The sequence below is a fragment of the Acidovorax sp. CF316 genome, assembly GCF_000276605.1.
Lineage (GTDB): Bacteria > Pseudomonadota > Gammaproteobacteria > Burkholderiales > Burkholderiaceae_C > Acidovorax.
On the sequence record NZ_AKJX01000162.1, the window covers coordinates 37,356 to 55,832 of the forward strand.

The 18,477-nt window shown below is 65.7% G+C and carries 20 protein-coding genes; 9 read left to right on the plus strand and 11 right to left on the minus strand.

From position 1 onward, the window contains the following. Positions 1-213: 213 nt before the first annotated feature. The 3 genes from PMI14_RS20075 to PMI14_RS20085 are packed head-to-tail and all read left to right on the plus strand — an operon-like array spanning position 214 to position 2,695. Entirely contained in the window at positions 214-1,287 is a 1,074-nt protein-coding gene (locus PMI14_RS20075; RefSeq protein ID WP_007857166.1) for a hypothetical protein, read from the plus strand. Next, entirely contained in the window at positions 1,275-2,081 is an 807-nt protein-coding gene (locus tag PMI14_RS20080) for a PIG-L deacetylase family protein (protein ID WP_007857167.1), read from the plus strand. Before PMI14_RS20075 ends, PMI14_RS20080 begins: the two co-directional genes overlap by 13 nt. After that, the gene (locus tag PMI14_RS20085) at positions 2,078-2,695 is read left to right on the plus strand and encodes a bifunctional 2-polyprenyl-6-hydroxyphenol methylase/3-demethylubiquinol 3-O-methyltransferase UbiG (RefSeq protein WP_007857168.1); all 618 of its coding nucleotides are present in this window, start codon (positions 2,078-2,080) and stop codon (positions 2,693-2,695) included. The genes PMI14_RS20080 and PMI14_RS20085 overlap by 4 nt, the downstream gene beginning before the upstream one ends. Positions 2,696-2,707: 12 nt before the next feature. On the opposite strand, the gene PMI14_RS20090 is transcribed toward PMI14_RS20085, so the two are convergent. The 7 genes from PMI14_RS20090 to PMI14_RS20120 form a co-directional block, all read right to left on the minus strand. Further along, positions 2,708-4,657, minus strand: coding sequence for a response regulator (locus tag PMI14_RS20090; protein WP_007857169.1), 1,950 nt, complete (start codon positions 4,655-4,657; stop codon positions 2,708-2,710). A gap of 3 nt (positions 4,658-4,660) precedes the next feature. Then, complete coding sequence (locus PMI14_RS20095; RefSeq protein ID WP_007857170.1) at positions 4,661-5,533, minus strand: sensor histidine kinase KdpD; 873 nt, start codon at positions 5,531-5,533, stop codon at positions 4,661-4,663. Positions 5,534-5,537: 4 nt separating this feature from the next. After that, on the minus strand, positions 5,538-6,512 hold the full coding sequence (locus PMI14_RS20100; RefSeq protein ID WP_007857171.1) for an ATP-binding protein: 975 nt from the start codon (positions 6,510-6,512) through the stop codon (positions 5,538-5,540). Positions 6,513-6,541: 29 nt separating this feature from the next. Next, positions 6,542-6,946 carry an anti-sigma regulatory factor gene (locus PMI14_RS20105; RefSeq protein ID WP_007857172.1) on the minus strand — a complete coding sequence of 135 codons (405 nt, stop codon included), beginning with the start codon at positions 6,944-6,946 and terminating at the stop codon, positions 6,542-6,544. Then, entirely contained in the window at positions 6,936-7,310 is a 375-nt protein-coding gene (locus tag PMI14_RS20110) for an STAS domain-containing protein (protein WP_007857173.1), read from the minus strand. Before PMI14_RS20110 ends, PMI14_RS20105 begins: the two co-directional genes overlap by 11 nt. 12 nt (positions 7,311-7,322) lie before the next feature. Continuing rightward, positions 7,323-8,174 (minus strand): STAS domain-containing protein, encoded by an 852-nt coding sequence (locus PMI14_RS20115; protein ID WP_007857174.1) that lies wholly within the window; start codon positions 8,172-8,174, stop codon positions 7,323-7,325. Positions 8,175-8,422: 248 nt separating this feature from the next. Beyond that, complete coding sequence (locus tag PMI14_RS20120; protein ID WP_238541872.1) at positions 8,423-9,715, minus strand: sensor domain-containing diguanylate cyclase; 1,293 nt, start codon at positions 9,713-9,715, stop codon at positions 8,423-8,425. On the opposite strand from PMI14_RS20120, the gene PMI14_RS20125 reads away from it, so the two are divergent. From PMI14_RS20125 to PMI14_RS20135, 4 genes are all read left to right on the plus strand, one after another. After that, entirely contained in the window at positions 9,714-10,133 is a 420-nt protein-coding gene (locus PMI14_RS20125; RefSeq protein ID WP_007857182.1) for a BLUF domain-containing protein, read from the plus strand. The two genes, PMI14_RS20120 and PMI14_RS20125, sit on opposite strands and share 2 nt — an antisense overlap. Positions 10,134-10,459: 326 nt before the next feature. After that, a complete protein-coding gene (locus PMI14_RS35850) occupies positions 10,460-12,112 on the plus strand; it encodes a methyl-accepting chemotaxis protein (RefSeq protein WP_007857183.1) in 1,653 nt (550 codons plus the stop codon). Positions 12,113-12,411: 299 nt separating this feature from the next. Continuing rightward, entirely contained in the window at positions 12,412-12,621 is a 210-nt protein-coding gene (locus PMI14_RS34305) for a hypothetical protein (RefSeq protein WP_007857184.1), read from the plus strand. A 117-nt stretch (positions 12,622-12,738) separates the two neighbouring features. Further along, on the plus strand, positions 12,739-13,092 hold the full coding sequence (locus tag PMI14_RS20135; protein WP_007857185.1) for an RNA-binding protein: 354 nt from the start codon (positions 12,739-12,741) through the stop codon (positions 13,090-13,092). 385 nt (positions 13,093-13,477) lie between these two features. Here the strand turns inward: PMI14_RS20135 and PMI14_RS20140 are convergent, their stop codons facing one another. Both PMI14_RS20140 and PMI14_RS20145 read right to left on the minus strand, forming a co-directional pair. Then, the gene (locus PMI14_RS20140; RefSeq protein WP_007857186.1) at positions 13,478-14,293 is read right to left on the minus strand and encodes an EAL domain-containing protein; all 816 of its coding nucleotides are present in this window, start codon (positions 14,291-14,293) and stop codon (positions 13,478-13,480) included. Between the two features lie 99 nt (positions 14,294-14,392). Further along, on the minus strand, positions 14,393-14,944 hold the full coding sequence (locus PMI14_RS20145; RefSeq protein ID WP_007857188.1) for an ATP-dependent Clp protease proteolytic subunit: 552 nt from the start codon (positions 14,942-14,944) through the stop codon (positions 14,393-14,395). 211 nt (positions 14,945-15,155) lie between these two features. Between PMI14_RS20145 and PMI14_RS20150 the strand changes: the two genes are divergently transcribed. Next, complete coding sequence (locus PMI14_RS20150) at positions 15,156-15,650, plus strand: hemerythrin domain-containing protein (protein WP_007857189.1); 495 nt, start codon at positions 15,156-15,158, stop codon at positions 15,648-15,650. Positions 15,651-15,696: 46 nt separating this feature from the next. Here PMI14_RS20150 and PMI14_RS20155 read toward each other — a convergent pair whose 3' ends face one another. Beyond that, complete coding sequence (locus PMI14_RS20155; RefSeq protein WP_108016455.1) at positions 15,697-16,824, minus strand: YihY/virulence factor BrkB family protein; 1,128 nt, start codon at positions 16,822-16,824, stop codon at positions 15,697-15,699. 208 nt (positions 16,825-17,032) lie between these two features. On the opposite strand from PMI14_RS20155, the gene PMI14_RS20160 reads away from it, so the two are divergent. After that, positions 17,033-17,482, plus strand: a complete 450-nt coding sequence (locus PMI14_RS20160; protein ID WP_007857194.1) for a CBS domain-containing protein — start codon at positions 17,033-17,035, stop codon at positions 17,480-17,482. Here PMI14_RS20160 and PMI14_RS20165 read toward each other — a convergent pair. Then, positions 17,479-18,408: a restriction endonuclease gene (locus PMI14_RS20165; RefSeq protein ID WP_007857195.1), complete on the minus strand. Its 930-nt coding sequence runs from the start codon at positions 18,406-18,408 to the stop codon at positions 17,479-17,481. The genes PMI14_RS20160 and PMI14_RS20165 overlap by 4 nt on opposite strands. Positions 18,409-18,477: the final 69 nt, after the last annotated feature.

The window sequence follows — 18,477 nt, forward strand, 5'->3', positions numbered from 1 at the left end:
TCCTTGTCAGGTGGGTGGCTGAAAGTAACCTTTGGCCTGCGCCGGGCTTGTCAGACAGCATCCTCAAGCGCTGTCATGCACGCAAAAATGAGCCTTGCATCCTTAGCCCCCTACTCGGGCACCTGTCCCACAACCCAGGCCGCCACGGGCCGACCAGGCACCGCGCGCACTGCCGCGACAGTGGCAGGATCGAACCATGCAAGGGCCGAGCGCATGCCAGTTTCCCCCAACCGCCAGGCCACCATCCCCCGCCCGCCCACCACGACCCATGCACTGGCCGCTGCCTTGCCCGGCATGGCCACCTTGCCGATTGCAGCCCAGCTGCGGCACTTGGCAGGCCAGGGCCTGGCCCACCTGCCGCAGCCCGGCACGGGCAGCACCCTGCAGCGCTGGCAGGCCCTGAGCCGCGTGGCGCAGCACAGCCTGGCCCTGGCCAAGCTGTATGAAGGGCACACCGATGCACTGGCCATCCTGCACGAGCTGGGCGCTGACCGCAGCCGTGCAGGAGAAACCTGGGCCATGTGGGCTGCCGAGGCGCCCGGTCAGCGGGTGCAGGTTCAGCCACAGGGCGGCAACAGACAGGCCACGTTGTCCGGCGCCAAGGCCTGGTGCTCGGGCGCGCAGGGCGTCAGCCACGCGCTGCTGACCGCATGGCTGCCCGGGGAGGACCAGAGCCAGCTCGTCGCCGTGGACCTCAGCCACCCCAGCATCCGCATGGACACCGGCACCTGGCAGGCCGTGGGCATGGCCGACACCTTGAGTGCGGAAGTCTCTTTCGACGGCACGCCCGCCGTGCTGGTCGGCGAACCCGGTGACTACCTGCACCGGCCCGGCTTCTGGCACGGGGGCGCCGGCATTGCGGCCTGCTGGTACGGCGGTACGCTGGCGGTGGCCGATGCGCTCTACCGCGGCATGCGCGGCATGCGCGGCATGCCGGCCGAGCACCTAGGCCATGCCTACCGCGCCGCAGCCTTCGGCAAGGTGGACCGCGTGCTCGCGGGCGTGGCCGCGCTGCTGCACGGCAGCGCCGACTGGATCGATGCGCACCCGCATGCGGACGCCATGGCGGTGGCCCTGCGCGTGCGCCAGGCGGCCGAAGCCGGGGCCCGCTGCGTGCAGGACGAAACCGGCCGCGCACTGGGGGCCACACCCTACTGCCGCGATGCGGCGTTTGCACGTGCCGCGGCCGACCTGCCGGTCTTCATCCGCCAAAGCCACGGGGACCGCGACGACGCAGCCCTGGCCCGCGCCGTGCTGGCGCAAGAGGACTACCCATGGGCGCTGTGAACCACCCCGCCCCGGTGCAGGACCTGGCCCACGCCACCCGCTTCATCAGCGCGCCGCGCGTGGACGCGCGGTTCTGGCAGTCCTGGCTCTGCGAGGAAGGCATAGAGCGCGTGCCCGCCAATGCGCTCGTGGGCAAATGGCAGCGCCTGGTGGTGGTGGCGCCGCACCCCGACGACGAGATCCTGGCCTGTGGTGCCCTGCTCCACTCCCATGTGGCGCAGGGCGGCACCTGCCTGGTGGTGGCGGTGACCGATGGCGAAGCCAGCCATGCCGACGCGGCAGGGCACGATGCACAGGCCCTCGTCCGGGCACGCCAGCAGGAAAGCGCTGCGGGTCTGCAGCGCCTGGCGGTACCGGCGCAGGCCGTGACCCGTCTGGGCCTGCCCGATGGCAAGCTGCTGCACCGCGCCGAGGAACTTCAGGCGCAGTTGGCGGCGCTGATCCACCCGTCGGACGTGGTGCTGACCACCTGGCGGCTCGACGGGCATCCCGACCACGAGGCCTGTGGCCGCGCCTGCGCGCAGGCCTGCCAGGCCAACGGCGCCACGCTCATCGAGGCGCCGGTGTGGATGTGGCACTGGGCCGAACCCTGGGACCCGCAGGTGGACTGGACCCGCCTGACCGGCGTGGGCATCGACGCCGACACCCTCGCGCGCAAGCTCCACGCGCTGGCCGCGCACCGCTCGCAGCTCACGCCCCGCTCGCCCACCCTGCCCCCGGTGCTGGACGCCGCGCTCATCGAGCGTGCCGGCTGGGATGCCGAATACTTCTTTACTAGCAGGCAACCACCATGATCGCCAAGGCCCCGCAAAACCTGTTCGACCCGCTGTTCGCCCGTGGCCCCGACCCCTGGCACTTCGAGGGCAGCTGGTACGAGGCGCGCAAGCGCGACCTGCTGCTGGCCAGCCTGCCGCGCCCGCGCTATGCATCGGTGTTCGAGCCCGGCTGTGCGGGCGGCTTCGTCTCCGAGCAGCTGGCGCAGCGCTGCGACCGGCTGCTGGCCTGGGACGGCTCCCGGCGGGCGGTGGCCTACGCGGCCGACCGGTTGAAACCCCATGCGCACGCCGAAGCCGCGCACGGCTGGGTGCCGGACCAATGGCCCGACGGCCACTTCGACCTCATCGTGCTCGGAGAACTGCTGTACTACCTGACGGAGCGCGACATCGAGCGCCTGGCGCAGCGCTGCCGCACCACGCTGCTCGCCAGCGGACCCGAGGCCACGGTGCTTGCATGCCACTGGCTGCACCCGTTCGAGGGTTTTCCGCTGGGCGGCGCGCGCGTGCATGCCATCCTGCACGAGCAGCTGCAGATTCCGCGGGTGGCGCAGTGGCACGATGCAGACTTTGGACTGGAGCTGTGGTCCGCCGATCCGCAAAGCACGGCCCAGCGGGAAGGGCGCAGGGACTGAGCCAGCCGGCGTTCAGGCCAGCGCCTGCAGCAGCAGGTGCGGCTGCAGCGGCTTGCCCAGGTGCTGGTCGAAGCCTGCGGCGAGCGCACGGTCACGGTCCTGCGGGCGGGCAAAGGCCGTGAGCGCGATGGCGCGCAGCCGCGGTCGTCCCGCAGCCGCCTCCATCTCGCGCACCTTGGCGATCAGGTCGTAGCCATCGCGGCCCGGCAGGCCGATGTCGCTCACGAACAGATCGGGCCACGCCATCTCGAACTGGGCAATGGCGGTCTCGTAGCTATCGGCCACGCGCACGCTGGCACCCTCGTCGGTGAGCACGATGCTGAGCATCTCGCTGGTATCGGCGTTGTCGTCCACGACCAGGATGTCCTTGCCCTGCAGCAGGCGCACTTCGCGGGCCTGCGGAATGGCCTGCACGTCGCCGTCGCTCGCCGGCGCCTCCTCGTAGGCGACCAGCAGGCGCGCCGTCATTGCCGTACCCTTGCCGGCCCCCGCGCTGCTGGCCGAAATGGTGCCCCCGTGCAGGTCGACCAGGTGCTTGACGATGGACAGGCCCAGCCCCAGACCGCCGTGGGCGCGGTTTCCCGGCGCGCCGCTTTGCGTGAAGCGCTGGAACAGATAGGGCAGAAATCCCACCTCTATGCCTGCACCGTGGTCCTGCACAACGAGGATCAGTTCATCTGCCTCCCGCCGCAGGCGCAACTGGACCGTACCGCCTTTTTCCGAGAACTTGATGGCATTGGTCACCAGGTTCCACACGATCTGCTGGAAGCGTGTGATATCGAGCCAGGCAGGCTCGTCCGTATCGTCACAAGCCACTTCGAGGGTGATGTTCCTGGCCAACGCCAGGTCGCGCAATGCATCGAGCGAGATGCGCACGAGTTCCACCGGGTTGGCCCACTCGCGGTGCAGGCGCAGCTTGCCCGATGCGATGCGCGAGACGTCAAGGATGTCGGAGATGATGCGCCCCTGCGCCTTGGCACCGCGCTCGATGGCATCGATGCCTCGCGCCAGCGTGTCGGCGTTGGTGTTCGGGCGCTTGAGCATGTGCACCCACCCGGTGATCAGCGTGAGCGGGGTGCGCAACTCGTGCGAGAGCACGGCCACGAAGTCGTCCTTGGTGCGGCTGTGCCGCTCCGCCAGAACGCGCGCTGCCTGTTCGCGCTCGAGCAGCTCCTCGCGTCGGCGTTCGAAGTCGATGCGCTCTGACAGGTCGGACGCAATGCCGATGCGGATGCCCCGCTCCACATGGTTGGACATGCTCCATTCGAGCAGCATTTCCTGCCCATCGCCGCGGATCAGCGGAAATTCGCCTTGCCAGTTGGCGTCGGCAGGGCTCAGCATGCGGCCCTGCACGAAATCCTTCCAGGCCTCGGGCGCGAACGAGGTCACTGCCAGCCCGACCAGTTCAGCGCGGCTGCGCTGAAACAGCACTTCGGCGGCGGGATTCACGTCGGCGAAACAGCCTGCCGAATCGACCAGCATCATGGCCACAGGGGCCTGGTCATAGATGGCACGAAAGCGGATTTCACTGCGGCGCAGATCCTCTTCCGCAGTGCGTGCGCGTATCAGCGCCTGCAGCGTGGCCACCATCAGCGGCGGCTCGGCGGGATGCACCATGTAGGCGTCTGCGCCGGCATTGAGCCCCGCTACCTTGTGCTCGCTTTGCATGTAGGTGGCGGACAGGTGGATGATGGGCGTGAACTCGGTGCGCGCATCCGCGCGCAGAACCCGGCACACCTCGAAGCCATCCATGTCCGGCAGGTGCACGTCCAGCACCACGGCCGAGACGTTGAGCTTGGCCGCTTCGATGGCTGCGCTGCCCGTCGCGGCCTCTTCCGTCTGGAAACCCGCGGCGCGGATGACGCGCGCTGTGGCATACCGGGTTACCGGATTGTCGTCAACCACCAGCACGGTGTGCCGGCTGCGGTCGATCGTGGGAAGGATGATGGCGGGGTTGGTCATGGATCAGGCCTGCACGCGGCCGCCGGCAGCGGCAGGTGACAGTTCCACGGGGACGATGACGGAGAAGACGGAGCCCTCGCCCACCACGCTGCGCACGTCGATGGAGCCCCCCAGCAGCGTCGCCAGCTGCTTGGACAAGGCCAGGCCCAGGCCGGTTCCGCGCAGGGGCTTGCGCACCGGGGCCTCTACCTGCGAAAAATCGTTGAACAGCACCGGCAGGTGCTCCGGCGCGATGCCGATGCCGGTGTCCGACACGGCGAAGCGCACCATGCCCTCCCCTTCCAACGTCACCGATACCCGCACCTCGCCGCGAGCGGTGAACTTGAGCGCGTTGGAGATGAAATTGCGCAAGATCTGCGAGAGCTTGCGGTCGTCGTTGTACAGGCGCGACAGGCCGACCGGCTCCTCGAACACCAGGCTGAGGTCCTGGTTTTCCACAATGGGCTTGAACATGCCGCGCAGGGCCGTGAACAGGTCCATCATCTCGAACCATGCGGGCGAAACGTCGAGCCGGCCGGCCTCGATCTTGGCAAGGTCGAGCAGGTCGTCGACCATGCTCGAAAACTCCTCGGAAGTGGTCTGGATAAAGCGCACCTGGCGCTCCTGCTCCTCGGTCAGAGGGCCATCCACCCGGTCGAGCAGCAAGCGCACCAGGCTCAAGGTGGCGCCGATGGGCGTGCGGAACTCGTGGCTCATGTACGACAGAAACCTGCTCTTGAGCTGGGTGGCGTGCTTGAGCTGCTCGGCCTGCTCGTCGAGCTCTGCGTAGAGCGCCACCACGCCGCGGTTGGTTTCCTCGAGCTCTTCCCGCAGGGCCTGCATTTCGGACTGCAGGGCCTCGACTTCGGCCTGGCTTTGCTCCAGCTGGGCTTTCATATCGTCACTCAAGCGTGTCTCCCTGTTTTACCACCAGCACGGTGGCGTCATCGCGGCCCCGGCTCTGCTGCCACAACAAGGCCGCGGCAATCAGCGTGGGGTCGCGCTGCAGCAGCGGCACCACTTCCTCGGACTTCCAGCGCGAGGCAATGCCATCGCTGTGCACCACAGCCACCGCGTGGTCGGGCAGTACCAGCCGCGCCACCTCGGTCTTGCGCACCTGCACGCCCACGGTACCATGCTGGGTCACCATGGAGCGGTCGAACACGCCCGAGATGATGCGCCCCATCACGTTGCCAGCCCCAGCGTACTCCAGTCGGGACGAAGACTCTATCCGCATGGCGAACAATGCCGCCCCGCGCGTGGTCTGCAGCCCGGTGTGGACGTCCTGCACCAGACGGTCGAGCGGTACGAAGGGATCGCCGGCAAACACCTCCAGCGCCGCCTCGGCCGCGGCGGCGGCATGGGGACCATGGCCCAGGCCGTCTGCCAGCACCGCCGACACCGTGCCGTTGTCGATGGCCACGGCCCAGCCATCGCCGCACACCGTTTCTCCAGGTGCCGCGACGCTCACGGCACCCCACTGGCGCTCAGGCCTTGCCGCGTGCCCGGTGGCGCGCACGCGCACCACGCATACCGTGCCCCGCGCGGTGGAGTGGATGTCGAACCCGCTGGCAAGCCGGCGTATGGCCCCCAGGCCGGTGCCGGGCGAGCCCGATCCGGTCGACACGCCGTCCTGGAAGGAGCGCTGCACATCCTCCATGCCGGGGCCCTTGTCCAGCGCCAGTATCTCCACCTCCTGCGCTGCGGGCAGCGCAGCTATCCACAACTCGCCCTGCACCGCGTGGCGAACGAGGTTGGTGCCCAGCTCGGTGGCAATGAGGGACAGGCGTCCTGCATCCACCTCGCTCCAGCCCCAGCCCTCGACGGTCCTGGCGCAAAAGCGACGGACGTCACCGACGCAACTGGCATCCGTCATGCGAAAGGGCCGGTGGCTCCACCCGCGTGTCACTTCCACTTGGTGATGCTCACGCGGGTGCCCTGGCCGGGCGCAGATTCGACCGAGAAGTCGCTGACCAGCCGCTTGCTGCCGGGCAGGCCCAGGCCCATGCCCCCACCCGAGGTCCAGCCATCGGTCATGGCCAGCTTCATGTCGGCGATGCCGGGGCCTTCGTCCTCGAAATGCAAGGCCAGACCGGTCTTGGTCCCGGCTTCGACCACTTCCCAGCGCATGCGGCCGCCGCCGCCATGGATGAGGGTGTTGCGCGAGAGCTCGCTCGCGGCGGTGATCATCTTGGTCTGTTCGACCAGCGAGAACTTGAGCAGTTGGCACAGCGAGCGCACGGCCTGCCGGCTGGCCACGATGTGCTGCTCACTCTGAAGCGGCAGCGTGCCGGTGCGTTCAATCGACAAAGCCGCTCTCCTCGCGTGCGCGCTGCAGCAAGGCCAGGCCGCGCTCCACGTTGAGTGCAGTCTTCACGCCTTCGAGCGAGAGGCCCAGTTCCACCAGCGTGATGGCCACGGCCGGCTGCATGCCCACCACGACGGTGGTGGCAGAGAGGATGCGGGCAATGCCCGAGATGCTGGCCAGCATGCGTCCCACGAAGGAGTCCACGATCTCGAGCGCCGAGATGTCGATCATCACGCCGCTGGCGCCGGTCTTGGCGATGCGGTCGGCCAGGTCGTCCTGCAGTGCCAGGGCGGTCTGGTCCTGCATGTCCACCTGGATGGTGACCAGCAGGGTTGCGCCCATGCGCAGTATCGGTATGCGTTCCATGCGCGCTACCGGTCAGGTGGCCTGGCGGGTGATGCGCCAACCCGTGCGCTGCAGCGCCAGCGACAGCGCATCGGCCAACGAGGCCTTGGTGCTGATGCCCTGCAGGTCGATGCCCAGGTGCACGATGGTCTGCGCGATCTGCGGGCGGATGCCGCTGATGATGCAGTCCGCCCCCATGAGGCGGATCGCCGTCACGGTCTTGAGCAGGTGCTGGGCGACCAGGGTGTCCACCGTGGGCACGCCGGTGATATCGATGATGGCCAGCTCCGAGCCCGTGTCCACGATCTTCTGCAGCAGCGTCTCCATCACGATCTGCGTGCGGTTGCTGTCGAGCGTACCGATCATGGGCACCGCAAGAACACCCTCCCAGAGCTTGACCACCGGGGTGGACAGTTCCAGCAGCTCTTCCTGCTGGCGCGTGATGATCTCCTCGCGCGCACGTTGGAAGGTGGTGGCCGTGAACTGGGCCATGCCGTCCACCAGCTTGGTCACGCTCCAGAAAGCGGATGCCAGTTGCGCATTTTCGATGCCTTCGCGCCGATGCAGAGCGGTGAGCAATGGCTTCTTGAGCGCCAGCACGAAGACGCTGGTCTCGCCGACGCTCTGGCCCTGCGCAGCACCCGAGCGCGACAGGTCCGACAGCACCTGCTGCAATGCGGACCACTTGGGATCGGTGAAGGAATCGATGCTGGCGCCATTGCGCAACGCGTGCGCCATTGCCAACGCGACCTCCCCTGCATCCGCCGTGGCTGACCGAGGAAGGCTGGCGTTGCCGGCCTTGGCTTCCTCTATCCATTCCTGGACCAAAGCGGTCCTCTTGTCATCTTGCAGTGCGTCGAGGATCTGAGTGCTCTGGGTATTCATGAAGCTTTCACCAATAAAAGGCCGCTATGCCCGCATAAGGGCTTGGCCAGGGATGTAAATCATTGTAGGTGCCGATCCTGCCACCTCTGCAGGATGGGCGTGCGCGAAGCGCACTTTGCGCTGTTGTCCTACGTTGCAAACGGTGGCAACTGCGGGATTTAACGTGCCAATTGCGACCCGCGCCCTATCTCTCCAACCAAGCTTGCACGTGAGGCCCCAATACCACGTGGGTCGGAACGCCTCAGTGCTCAGGCCATTGCCACGCGATTGCGCCCCGCCTGCTTGGCACCATAGAGCGCCGCGTCTGCACGGGCATACAGGCCGCAGGCGTTTTCGCCGCCCATCAGCGTCGCGACGCCCACGCTGACCGTGGCAGAAGAGGCCTGCGACCATGGCGCCTGGGACACCGCCACGCGCATGCGCTCTGCGACGTCGACTGCGTCGGGCATGTTCGTGTTCGGGAGCAGTATGGCGAACTCCTCGCCACCCACGCGGGCAACCACATCGATGCCCCGGGCACCCGCGCTCAGAATGCAGCCTATCTGCTTGAGCACCTCATCTCCGGCCGCATGGCCCAGGCTGTCGTTGATGCGCTTGAAATGATCTACGTCCAACATCAGCAGGCTCAATGGTGAATTGCGCCGCTCCACGATAGCCAACTCAAGCGCCAGGCTGTGGTCGAAAGCGCGCCGGTTGAACAGGCCAGTGAGCGAGTCCTTCGCGGCCAGTTCGGCAAGGGCTTTGTTGAGTTCATCCACCCTGCGCAATTGCTCCTGCAGACGCAGATTGAGCGCGTCGGAGTCCCGCACCGCCTTGCGCAGCTGGATTTCACGCATCGCAGAATGCGCCAGTTCGACCAGGACTTCGATGTCGGTCTCCGTCCACTGCCTGGGCTCAAAATCTACCGCGCAGAAACTGCCCAGCACCTGCCCCTGGGCAGTCACCAGAGGGATGCCGGCATAGGCACGCACCCCTAGCGAGCGGACAGTGGGGACGTCGCAGAAGCCCGCCAATTGCGTGACATCGGGGAGCACCAACGGCCCGTCAGACACCATGGCGTAATGGCAAAACGAGCGCCCTTCCAGCTGGCGCGTGGTGTTCAGCGGCTCGCCCAGGCCAAAGGCGCTTTTGTAGAAGTCCCGGCTGAAGTCCAGCAGTGAAACGAAGGTGACGGGAGCCCCCGTGAGCCTGGCCGCCAGGCGGGTCAGCCGGTCAAAGCTCTCTTCGGGCGGCGTGTCGAGCAGGCCGGTGTCCCGGACCGCGGCGACACGCCCTGGATCCATCAATGCCGCCAGGATGCTGGCTTCGTCTGCGGGAACGGGAGACGGTGTTTCCATGGGATGCAGCACCTTGTAAAAGTGCGGGGACGTTACACGATCATCCGAAGCCGCGCCCGGAGGCAAGCAAAGCCCCTGAATACCTTTGAAGCCGCTGGAGATCTCTTTGTTGCCATGCAATGGCGAGCGGATCTGCGGGGTATTCAGCCCATGCCCCACGTCCCCACCCAGGGCTGACACACTCGGCATTTCGGAGGCAAACATGTTGATACAACTGATCTACGCGAGCCGCTGCTCGCGCGTGCTGGGGCCTGCAGATGTCAAGGACATCCTGGGTGCATCGCAGCGCAACAACACCCGCGCGGGCGTCACGGGCGCGCTGTGCCTGAACAACGGCATCTTTCTGCAGTTGCTTGAAGGCGACCGTGCTGCAGTGAATGCGCTGTACCACCGACTGCTCAAGGATGACCGCCACCGCGACACGGCGATCCTGGACTTGAGCGAAATCCCGCACCGCCGCTTCACGGGCTGGTCCATGGGGCTGATTGCATCACTGGAAACCAACCGGCAGCTGTTTCTCAAATACTCCGGCACTGCGGATTTCGACCCCTACACCATGGGCACGGCAAGCTTGCGCAGCTTCTTTGAAGAGATCCTGCAGAACGTGCGCTGGCTGGAGTAGCGCAGCGCAACAACCTCGACCCTCATCGGCGGGTCTTTTCGAGAGAAAGCCGCTGGCCGTGGCGCGCCCTACCGGCTTGCGTGCCGAATGAGCCCCTGAGCGCCCACGCACCTGGCAGCCCTGCAGGCAGTGCCTTCCCACAGGCACTACCCCGGCCGCAAGCCCATGCCTCTACTATCGGGTAAACAGAATATACCAATCAGTCACTTTATGACCAATTGGTAAATTCGTGATGAAATGTAAACATCCATGCGACGGCGGACGCGCTGTCGACATGCCGGTTTTTCCGTCGTCATCACCGTCCACCCCCTCTGAGGCACTCTTCAATGCATACGTGGAAAATCAGTCACCGTCTCATGGCCGGCTTTGGCCTGGTGATTCTGGCCTTGCTGGGCATGTCGATCTACAGCGTGCTCATCGCGCGAGGCATCGACAGCGCATTGACTGCCAATGCGACGCAGAACGCAGCCATCCAGCGTGCAGCCATCAACTTTCGGGGCTCGGCCCATGACCGCTCCATTGCCGTGCGCGATGTGGTGTTGGCGCCCAGCGAAGAGGCGCTCAGGAAAGAGGTCGAATCCATTGCGCGGCTGGCAGATTTCTACGCCCAGTCGGGCGCTCAGCTGGATGCGGTACTCAAGGCTGCCAGCCAGGTCCCCCCGGAGGTCGGACCCATGGTCCAGGCACTCAAGGACATCGAGGCACGCACCGTGGCCACTACCGGCAAAGTGGTGGCACTCACGCAGGCAGGCGATCGCGCAGGTGCGCAGGCACTGCTCTGGGAACAGGCGAAGCCGCAGTATGAACAGTGGCTGGCAGCCGCCAACAAGCTGATCGACTACGAGGAGGCCCGCATCATCAAGAACAGCAACACCGCCAACCAGGATGCCAGCCAGTTCACCGGCGTGATGCTGTCCATCACCTTGCTGGCCGTGCTGATCAGCGTGGCAGCCACGGTGACGGTCTCTCGCAGCATCGGTCGCGAGTTGGGGGCGGAGCCCAGCGAAGTGCGGGCGGTGGTGCAATCCATTGAACAGGGCAACCTCACGGTCGCTGTGCATGTGATGCCGGGGGATACCGGCAGCGTGATGGTGGCGGTGAGGGACATGCAGCAGCGTTTCCACGAACTGGTGTCGGCAGTGCGCGACAACATCCTGCAACTGCGCGTCGCCAGCGACCACATCAGCAGCGGCAACCGGAACCTGGGCAACCGGACCGAACAGGCCGCCAGCAGCCTGGAACAAACGGCTGCCAGCATGGAAGAACTCACCGCCACCGTGCGCCAGAGCGCCGACTCGGCTCGCCAGGCCAACCAGTTGGCCACGGCGGCGGCCGGCACCGCCACCAAGGGCGGCGAGGTCATGCAGCAGGTGGTCAGTACCATGCAGGACATCCACCAGAGCAGCAAGAAGATCGCCGACATCATTGGGGTGATCGATGGCATCGCTTTCCAGACCAACATCCTGGCACTCAATGCGGCGGTCGAAGCCGCGCGGGCGGGGGAACAGGGGCGCGGCTTCGCCGTGGTGGCATCCGAAGTGCGCAGTCTGGCCCAGCGCAGTGCCGCTGCAGCCAAGGAGATCAAGACGCTGATCCAGAACAGCGTCGAGAAGGTGGATTCAGGCACCCAACTGGTGGCCAATGCAGGCGCGACGATGGGTGAAATCGTCCAGGGTGTTCAGCGCGTCAATGGCATCATCGGCGAGATCAGCACCGCCGCCGCAGAGCAAAGCGACGGCATTTCACAGGTGAACGTGGCGGTTACCCAGCTGGACCAGATGACCCAGCAAAACGGTGCTCTCGTCGGCGAGAGCACCACGGCCGCAGAGAATCTGCGCGAGCAGGCACGGCGCCTGGCCGAACTCGTGGCGGTGTTCCAGGTCGCTGGCGGTGGCGCAGCAGACAACGCGGGCACCTACAGCCCACAAGGCGCTCCTGGCACCCTGCAGTCAGCGCACAGACCCCGTATTGCAAGGTGAGGTGAAGGAGCCTTGGGGCGGGACAATCTCCACGCCCAAGCCTTCATTGAGAAAAAGAATAAAAATTTGCAATTTAATAAAAAAAGGCAATATAATCGAGGCTGTTGCAGTGAAGGCTCTTGACGAAAGCTTGCACCGCAACGCTCGCTGGATGGCTCCCCGCCCCCGGCTTGCGCCTTCTGCGACCCTTGTCGCCCGTGTTGGTCTGTAGAGCTGCAGCCAACCGCGTTTGTTGATGCTCGCGCAGGCTTACGGGCCTGTGATCCTGACTGAATCAGATTTCCAAAACCGCCATTTCCATGGGCAAGTTCGTCGTATCGCCCGCGACACACCCGACCGACTGCGGCAATTTCCGCGCCTCATTCTCGGTCCATCGATCCCAGGGCAACGGCAGCTACTGCCGCGTGTTCCGCTTCGACAAAGCGTTTGCCTCTCGCGAGGCCGCGCGGCTTTTTGCCGTCACCCAGGGCTGGCTGCAAACCTGCATGCCGCACCCCCCCACGTGTTGATGCTCTGCTGACCGCAGAACCCATCCATCCCTCCCCGGTGCGGCTGACTGCCGTTCCGCACACCTGTATCCCAACGGTGCGTCACTCGTTGCGCGCCTTCTTAAGAAAGGCTCTTTCATGAGCAGCAAAATCTACGTGGGCAACCTGCCCTACTCTGTGACCGACTCCACCCTGGAAAGCAATTTCTCCGAGTTCGGCAACGTCACCTCGGCCAAGGTCATGATGGACCGTGAAACCGGCCGCTCCAAGGGCTTCGGCTTTGTGGAAATGGCATCGGCCGAAGTCGCCCAAGCCGCCATCACCGGCCTGCACGGCATGTCTGTCGATGGCCGCTCGATCGTCGTGAACCTGGCGCGCCCTCGTGAAGAGCGCAGCAGTGGCTCGGGTGGTTACGGCGCGGGCGGCTACAGTGCCAGCAATCGCGTGGAAACCGGCTATGGCAACGGTGGCCACGGCGGTGGACGCTACTGATCTCACAGATCTGTGCAAAAAACCGGCTCTTTCGAGCCGGTTTTTTTTCGTCCGGGCTTTGGCGTGTCAGTGCAGCCGACGCCGGTCGCTTGGTGCTCCGGCTCCCGCAAGAGGCGATGGCAGGCTTGCTTCGACAAGCGCAGACGTGCGCTGCACGCGCCGTACCGCATCACGCGCGAGAAGGTAGGCGTCGGTTTGCAGCTGCGACAGGTAGCGCATCGATGAACCACTGCGCCGGCCCGTACCAGGGGACGAATCGTCTCTTCCCGAAGAGGGAGATGGGGAATGCGAATTCATGGTCAAACTCCTTTCTTGGCAAGTGAGCCGGGTGCTCGTGGTGGGTGGTGCAAAGCCTGCGAAATGATAGGAAATCGCCGCCAGAATTTCAAGATCGGGCGCCAAATGTGCTGGCATCTAGCTCGGCGATGGAGCGAAAAGCCGGCCTGGCAAACAGATAGCCCTGCATCAGGTGGATGCCCGTATCGCGCAGGAAATCGCGCTCCGCAGGCGTCTCGATGCCTTCTGCAATCACCTCTATGCCCATGTCCTTGCACAGGGACACCAGGCTGCGCACAATGGCTTGTCGCGCGCGATTGGCGTCCACGTTGCGGATCAGGTCCATGTCGATCTTGATGATGTCGGGCTGGAAGTCCGACAGCAGCTTCATCCCCGCATACCCCGCCCCGAAATCGTCGATGGCAGTCTTGAACCCGCAGCGCTGGTACTCGCGCAAGATGGAAGCGAACCAGGGCCCGTCCTGCACGCGCTCGCCCTCGGTCACCTCGAAGATGATCTGGTCGAGCGGAAAGTGGTGGATTCGGGCGGCCTCCAGCGTCGTGCGGATGCACACCTCGGGTTTGTAAATGGCGTTGGGCAAGAAGTTGATGGACACCGGCTCGCGTATGCCCAGCTCGCTCGCCCCCTTGATGGCCTTGACCCGGCAGGCCTGGTCGAAGCGGTAGCGGTTGCCGTCGTTGACCTGGGACAGCACGGTCATGGCGCCCTCGCCTGCGGGCCCGCGCACCAGGGCTTCGTGCGCGAACACGGTGCGACGCTCCAGATCCACGATGGGCTGGTAGGCATAGTCGAACTGAAAACCCAGCCTTTCGGCTTTGCCGCAGTCCTCACAGTCCTGCCGCGTGCCTTGCAGCGGGATGAAATCGGTGGGAAAACCAGGATTCACGTTGGGTGGGAGCAGCATCGTTGCAGTTTAAGGGCGTAGAAAGGCTGGTGCTGCTCCGGGTTATGCCATGGCGGCCACCCAGCCAAGAGCGCGACCGTCGCTTCGCAAATGCGCGGGTCAGACCACCCCCGCGACCAGACCGTGGTCCAGCGCCTCCTGTGCAGTGAGGTACCAGTCCTTCTCCAGCACCCTTTTTTCAACATCCTGGACGGTCAGTGAGCAGCCTTGCACCAGTTGCGCAAAACCCTGGGTCTGCAATCGCTGACCCGACTCGATCTCGGCAAGCACGTCGTTGATCTTGGCGCGGCAACTGCGCAAGGCGCCGTCCAGCGTGATCTGTCGTGTCATCTTGCGCTCGTGGATGAGCAGCTCGCAATCGCGCGTCAGGAAGCGGTGGCTGCGGGGCACGCCGGACATGATGGTGATGCCGGCGGAGAACACATAGGTCTTGCCCAGAAAGAAGATTTCGGTGCCCGCTTTCTGCCACAGGCGCAGCTCTTCGGCGATGCGCCGGCCCGACTCGGCATCGCCGCCTGAGGTGCTCAGCTCGAACACGATGGGGGCATCCGTCTTAGCCTCTGACTGCTGCCGAAAGAACTCGGACAGCATGCTTTCATTCACGTTGCCGAACAGGCGGATATCGGGTGCGAGAGAGGGTAGGGATTTCATTCAGGTAGAGGGGATGGGTGTGCAGGAGCTGGGAAATACCGAGCGTAAAGCCCCACGGCAACAGGGCTGTAGGACGCGCCCCCGACCTCTCAGCAAGTCGGAACATGCTCAATCGCTGCGGCTGCTCCTACGTCCGCTGCGAGGCCGCGCCTACAGTGTCCGTGCGCGCGCCGCCCAATGATCAAGGCCCCCACTACTTACGGAGCCCAAGATGCCCACCACCCCAGCCCGCCGCGAGAAAGATGCCTGCGACCTGCTCGATGCAGACCACAAGGCCGTCAAGAAGATGTTCAAGGAATACGAGGAACTCATGGAGTCCAAAGCGCGCCCTGCCAAACAGAAGCGCCTGGAACTCGCGGCACAGATCTGCAAGGAATTGACCGTGCACGCGCAGATCGAGGAAGAGATCTTCTACCCCGCCGTGCGTGCCGCCATCAAGGAGACCGACCTGCTGGCCGAAGCCGAGGTGGAACACCAGACCGCCAAGGACCTGATCGCGCAGATTGAGGCCGCCACCGAGGTGAACGAGCAATACGACGCCAAGGTCATCGTGCTGGGCGAGTACATTGACCACCACGTCAAGGAAGAGCGCAACGAGATGTTCCCCAAGGCCCGCGCTGCGAAGAAGCTCGACCTGGTCGCCCTGCGCGATGCACTCGAGGCACGCAAGGCCGAGCTCATGGAGCCGGAACTGGCGCCTGCCTGATCGCCGGCCTTCCCAGACAAGGGCCCCTCGCGGGGCCCTTTTCGTTTCAAGGCCGCGCCGTTGGCGCGGACCGATGGGCCCGCACCGCCTTCGCGCGTTGGCGCTCCTCGAACCATGACACGGCCGCCTCGCGCACTGCGAACAGACCGCCCAGCGCCACGACCAGAGCGAAGCCCGTGGCCAACGGAACACCCGCCTCTTGCAGCCCCTGTTCGCGCGCGGGCGCCGCAAGGGGATGGCCCTGTGGATGGGTACCGCCAGCCGCCGGCAGGGGCTGCGGGTCCTGGCTTTTCATCGGGGTCTCGGGCGCCTCGGTGGGGATCTCGTGGCGGTGGGACCCGTATTCGGTGGCGTAGACCTTGGTGAACTCGGCACCCAGCAGGAAGATCTGCGCGGCGTAATACACCCAGATCAGGATGATGGCGATGGAGCCGGCCGCGGCGTAGGTGGAGCTGATGCCGGCCTTGCCCACGTACAGCCCGATCAGCACCTTGCCCAGCTCGAACAGCGCTGCCGTCACGGCGGCGCCCACCCAGACATCGCTCCAGGCGATGCGCGTGGAGGGCATGAGCTTGAAGATCATGGCAAACAGCAGGGTCTCGACCACCACCGAAATCGCCATGTTGAGCCCCTGCAGTACGATCTCCCAGCCCGGCAGCAGGGCCGAGAACCAGGTGCCCAGCGCGGCCACGGCGGCGCTCACGGCCAGCGAGGCCATGAGCAGGAAGGCCAGCCCCAGGATCAGGCCGAACGACAGGAAGCGCGCGCGCAGCAGGCCCCACAGGCCGCTGGGCTTGGCCTTCTCGGGCACATGCCAGATGCGGTCGAGCGCGCTCTGGATCTCGGCAAACACAGTGGTCGCGCCCACGACCAGGAAGGCGATGGAGATGCCGCTGGCGACCACGCCCTCGGTGGGCTCGCGCGCGCTGCTGACCAGGCCCTGGATGGCGGCCGCGCCATCGCTGCCCACCAGGCCCGATATCTGGCCCTGCAGTGCGCCGCGCACCGCCTCCTCGCCAAACACATAGCCCGCGATCGCGATCACGATGACCAGCAGCGGCGCAATGGAGAACGCCGTGTAGTACGAGATGGCCGCACCCATGCTGGGGGCGTAGTCGTCCACCCAGGCCATGGCGGTCTTTTTGCTGATGTCGAACAGGGTGGAGGGCTTCATGGTGGGCAGGTGCAGTGTCTGGGGCATTTGTACCTGCGGACAAGCTACCTGCGTGTAGGCAAGGAGCGCGGCCGTCGTCTGCTCTTCGGGGGGCCTTCGAATAGCGGGGTGGATGCGGCCCCACCGTGCATGCGAAGGGCTTGCACTCCTACATACGCCAACGGATCGCACGCATAGATTGGACCCTTTGCCCTGAAGGGAAACCACCATGACCGCCGTATCCGAAGTGATGACCCGAGGCGTGCGCAGCCTGGCGCCGACCGACAACGTGCTGCTGGCAGCCCAGGCCATGGAAGAGCTCAACGTGGGAGCCATCCCCGTGTGCGAAGGCGACCGGCTGGTGGGCATGGTGACCGACCGCGACATCGTGCTGCGCTTGGTGGCACAGGAGCGCAATGCCGGGACGACCCAGCTCAAGGACGTGATGAGCACCGACGTGCAATGGACCCGCGAGGGCGAATCGATCGATGAGGTGCTGCAGCAGATGTCGCGCGCACAGATCCGCCGCCTGCCGGTGTTGGGCGACGACAAGCGCCTGGTGGGCATTCTTTCGCTGGGCGACGTGGCGGTGAAAGAGCGCGGGGAGGCCCTGGACGTGGCCGCCTCCCTGTCCGGTATTTCCGCACCGGCCCGGCCGGACCGCTCAGGCCAACCCTAATCCACCTGTCGCACCCCTCGGCAGGCCGGGAAGGTAGAGCAGCCCCAGAACGCGCCCCCGGCATTGCTGCCAGTGCGTGCGATGCGGCGGACCATGCCGCAACCGCACTTGGGGCAGCCGGGCTGGGTGCTGCTGGCGATGACGCTGGCAGAGGCACCTGAGGCCGCCCCGGCCGGCGCAGCCGCCGGGGGTGGCGCCGGTTCGTGGTGCACCCCGCCATGGGCGGCGATGACCGCCGCCACCGCCGAGCGCGACTGCTGCGCCTGCTGCAGCATGGCCAGCAGGCGCGGCCCATCCACCAGCTGCAGGTTGCGCCCCTGGGTGAAAAGCTTTGCATCGTTGGTGAAGCGCCCCGAAGTCACCACGAAGCCACCCGTGGCACCCCGCGCAGCCATCACACCATAGAGCTCGCGCACGGTCTCCACGCCCACCTTGAAGGCCTTCCACTGCTTGCACTGCACGAAGAATGTCTCGCCGCCCCGGGTCAGCACCAGGTCCACGCCGCCGTCGGGCCCGCCACCACCAGTCTCGGTCACCTGAAAGCCCTGCAGGCGGTAGGCCTCGCCCACCAGCATCTCGAACTCTTTCCAGGACATGCCGTCGATGGTGCTCGCGGCGGGGGCCTGCGCCACCGCGTCCACCAGGGCCCGGCGCTGGCGGCGCCGCCAGACCGACAGGGAGGCGCCGCCCAGGCAGACCACGGGCACCAGGTACTGGGCTATCGTGGCCAGGCCGCTGATCAGCGCGCCCTGCACCAGGGCGCCGATCTGGCCGGGCCTGGCGGCCGACGGCTGGCCGAAGGACGCCGCCAGCTGGCTGAACAGCAGGTAGCTGAGCACTGCCAGCCCCAGGCCGGCCCACCAGGGCAGCAGGGCGACGAGGTCCATGGTGTCTTCCAGGGGGCTGGTTTTGGTGCGCCGTGCCATGGTGGTATGCCTCCTCGTTGCTGGGTATGTGCCGCACCATTATTCGAAACAGGAGGAACTTGACCAGCT

Bases quoted from the DNA above. Each gene is read 5' to 3' on its own strand.
- PMI14_RS20085 (WP_007857168.1), top strand. From the start codon at position 2,078: ATGATCGCCAAGGCCCCGCAAAACCTGTTCGACCCGCTGTTCGCCCGT.
- PMI14_RS20075 (WP_007857166.1), top strand. From the start codon at position 214: ATGCCAGTTTCCCCCAACCGCCAGGCCACCATCCCCCGCCCGCCCACC.
- PMI14_RS20095 (WP_007857170.1), bottom strand. From the start codon at position 5,533: ATGAAAGCCCAGCTGGAGCAAAGCCAGGCCGAAGTCGAGGCCCTGCAG.
- PMI14_RS20155 (WP_108016455.1), bottom strand. From the start codon at position 16,824: ATGAAGCCCTCCACCCTGTTCGACATCAGCAAAAAGACCGCCATGGCC.
- PMI14_RS20145 (WP_007857188.1), bottom strand. From the start codon at position 14,944: ATGAAATCCCTACCCTCTCTCGCACCCGATATCCGCCTGTTCGGCAAC.
- PMI14_RS20080 (WP_007857167.1), top strand. From the start codon at position 1,275: ATGGGCGCTGTGAACCACCCCGCCCCGGTGCAGGACCTGGCCCACGCC.
- PMI14_RS20100 (WP_007857171.1), bottom strand. From the start codon at position 6,512: ATGACGGATGCCAGTTGCGTCGGTGACGTCCGTCGCTTTTGCGCCAGG.
- PMI14_RS20090 (WP_007857169.1), bottom strand. From the start codon at position 4,657: ATGACCAACCCCGCCATCATCCTTCCCACGATCGACCGCAGCCGGCAC.
- PMI14_RS20165 (WP_007857195.1), bottom strand. From the start codon at position 18,408: ATGGCACGGCGCACCAAAACCAGCCCCCTGGAAGACACCATGGACCTC.
- PMI14_RS20160 (WP_007857194.1), top strand. From the start codon at position 17,033: ATGACCGCCGTATCCGAAGTGATGACCCGAGGCGTGCGCAGCCTGGCG.
- PMI14_RS34305 (WP_007857184.1), top strand. From the start codon at position 12,412: ATGGGCAAGTTCGTCGTATCGCCCGCGACACACCCGACCGACTGCGGC.
- PMI14_RS20115 (WP_007857174.1), bottom strand. From the start codon at position 8,174: ATGAATACCCAGAGCACTCAGATCCTCGACGCACTGCAAGATGACAAG.
- PMI14_RS20125 (WP_007857182.1), top strand. From the start codon at position 9,714: ATGTTGATACAACTGATCTACGCGAGCCGCTGCTCGCGCGTGCTGGGG.
- PMI14_RS20150 (WP_007857189.1), top strand. From the start codon at position 15,156: ATGCCCACCACCCCAGCCCGCCGCGAGAAAGATGCCTGCGACCTGCTC.
- PMI14_RS20135 (WP_007857185.1), top strand. From the start codon at position 12,739: ATGAGCAGCAAAATCTACGTGGGCAACCTGCCCTACTCTGTGACCGAC.
- PMI14_RS20120 (WP_238541872.1), bottom strand. From the start codon at position 9,715: ATGTTTGCCTCCGAAATGCCGAGTGTGTCAGCCCTGGGTGGGGACGTG.
- PMI14_RS20140 (WP_007857186.1), bottom strand. From the start codon at position 14,293: ATGCTGCTCCCACCCAACGTGAATCCTGGTTTTCCCACCGATTTCATC.
- PMI14_RS20110 (WP_007857173.1), bottom strand. From the start codon at position 7,310: ATGGAACGCATACCGATACTGCGCATGGGCGCAACCCTGCTGGTCACC.
- PMI14_RS35850 (WP_007857183.1), top strand. From the start codon at position 10,460: ATGCATACGTGGAAAATCAGTCACCGTCTCATGGCCGGCTTTGGCCTG.